Annotated in this window: 1 protein-coding gene; it reads left to right on the top strand. The window is 66.3% G+C overall.

Annotated elements, in window-relative coordinates; all coding sequences use genetic code 11:
• The first annotated feature begins 619 nt into the window (after positions 1-619).
• Positions 620-2,059 (top strand): group II intron reverse transcriptase/maturase, encoded by a 1,440-nt coding sequence (gene ltrA, locus ACIBHX_RS52295; RefSeq protein WP_397076523.1) that lies wholly within the window; start codon positions 620-622, stop codon positions 2,057-2,059.
• Positions 2,060-2,167: the final 108 nt, after the last annotated feature.

Raw genomic sequence — 2,167 nt, 5'->3', positions numbered from 1 at the left:
GCGGCGTGCGCCACGAGGCGCTGTTTGACCGTGCGGAGGTGAAAGGCCTTCGCCGATGGCCCGTCGTAGCGGGTCGTGTGAAGTGGGAGGCAGCCTGATCCCGGAGGCGTGGGTGAGGGTGGGAGCAGCCTCGACGACGTCAGGACGTGCCGGTACTGCCAGACGGTGCGGGCCTGGTTAACGAGCGGGAAAGGTGTACGTGAGGAACCAGTGGTGTAACGCCCTTCAAGGCTTCCACCAGCTCAAATCTGGCGGATATGGGCTGGGTCGCGGTGCGTACCCGTCGGGTGCTGCCCGGCGGGGAACTCCTGGGCCGGTTGTCGCGCTTGGCCGGGAGGCTCTGGTGAAGGACTACGGCGTAGTCAGGGCGATGCCGCAGGGGCATAGCTGGGCACCTCCTCTCGCGAGCGGTCGGCAGTGAACGTGGGAACCATCTCGTGTCGCTCCTCGTGCCCGATCCCGTCCAGGGCGGGTGCGGGGATAGGTGCGTCGTCCGCCGAAGGCGCGGGGTGGGGCGGAGCCTGCGTAGTACTCCGAGTGCGGGAAAGCCGCGCACATGGGGAAGGCAGGCAGCAGTTTCGGCAGGTAGGGACGTCAGATCAGGAGGCCGCTTGTGAATATGGGCGCGCTGCTGCTGGAGCCGGGGACGGCCGAGTGGCGGGTACTGAGCATTCAGACCAAACTGCACCGCTGGGCCGGTGAGGATCGCTCTCGCCGGTTCGATGATCTGTTCAACCTGGTCGCTGACCCGGCGTTTCTCGTGGTTGCGTGGCGTCGGGTCCGGGGCAATGCCGGGTCCCGCACGGCGGGCGTTGACGGGCTGACAGCTCGTGACATTCCTGCCGGGTGGGGCGAAGAGACGTTCCTGAACGGGATACGCGAGCAACTACGCTCGCGCGCTTTCCGTCCTTTGCCGGTCCGAGAACGGTTGATCCCCAAGCCTGGCACTTCCAAGAAGCGCCGTCTGGGTATCCCCGTTCTGGCCGACAGGGTCGTTCAGGCGTCGCTGAAGCTGGTCATGGAGCCCATCTTCGAGGCCGGTTTCGCGCCGTGCTCGTATGGGTTTCGCCCGAACCGGGGCGCGCACGATGCGATCGCCGAGATCCACCACATGGGCTCCCACCGCTATGAGTGGGTGCTGGAGGCGGACATCGAGGCGTGCTTCGACACCATCTCTCATCCGGCTCTGATGGACCGGGTGCGGGCACGGGTGTCGGACAGGCGGGTGCTGGCGCTGGTGAAGGCGTTCTGCAAAGCCGGGATCCTCACCGAACTTGGCCGACAGGAACAGACCAACGCCGGGACCCCGCAAGGTGGGATTCTCTCCCCGCTGCTGGCCAACATCGTCTTGTCGGTCCTGGATGAGTGGTTCATGGCCGAGCATCAGGAGGCGATGGCCACCGTCCGGCAGCGCGACAACCGGCGTCAACGTGGGGTGGCGAACTGGCGGCTGGTCCGCTATGCCGACGACTGGGTCGCCCTGGTCAACGGCACCCGCCACGACGCCGAGCAGTTGAGGGAGCAGGCGGCCGCGGTACTGGCCCCGATGGGCCTGCGCTTATCGGAGGCCAAGACCTCGGTCACCCACATCGATGACGGGTTCGTCTTCCTGGGGCACCGCATCCAGCGGCGCCGCAAACGAGGAACCCGGAAGTGGACCGTCTACACCTATCCGAGCAAGAAGGCGATCAACAGCGTGATCGCCAAGGTGCGGGCGTTGATCCACCCAGGACAGCCCGACCTGAGAACCCTGTTGATCCGCGTGAACGCGGTGATCCGGGGCTGGTGCAACTACTTCCGGCACGGCTCGTCCAAACGGACGTTCAGCTACCTGGGCCATTACGTCTGGCACCGCCTCTATTGGTGGCTGCGCAAGCGGCATGGTGGCATGTCGTGGCGGAAGATACGGACCCGGCTGCTCAACAACGGCTGGGAGATCTCCGCTCAGGGAACCGTCTTGCTGGACGCGGCATCGATCCCGGTCGCCCGGTATCGCTGGCGCGCCTGGGACATCCCCACACCCTGGTCACGGCGAACAAGCCCATCTCCAGCGGCATGAACCTGTGGAGAGCCCGGTGCGGTGAAAGTCGCACGCCGGGTTCGGAGGGCGGGCCGGAGAAACGGACCAGCCGCAAGGCTGACACCGCGCTTCGGTCCGACCCCACAG

The organism is Nonomuraea sp. NPDC050536, from assembly GCF_044457685.1.
In the GTDB taxonomy this organism is placed as follows: Bacteria; Actinomycetota; Actinomycetes; order Streptosporangiales; family Streptosporangiaceae; genus Nonomuraea.
The sequence above is the reverse complement of the archived record's forward strand: the minus strand, read 5'-3'. Positions and strand labels throughout refer to the sequence as shown.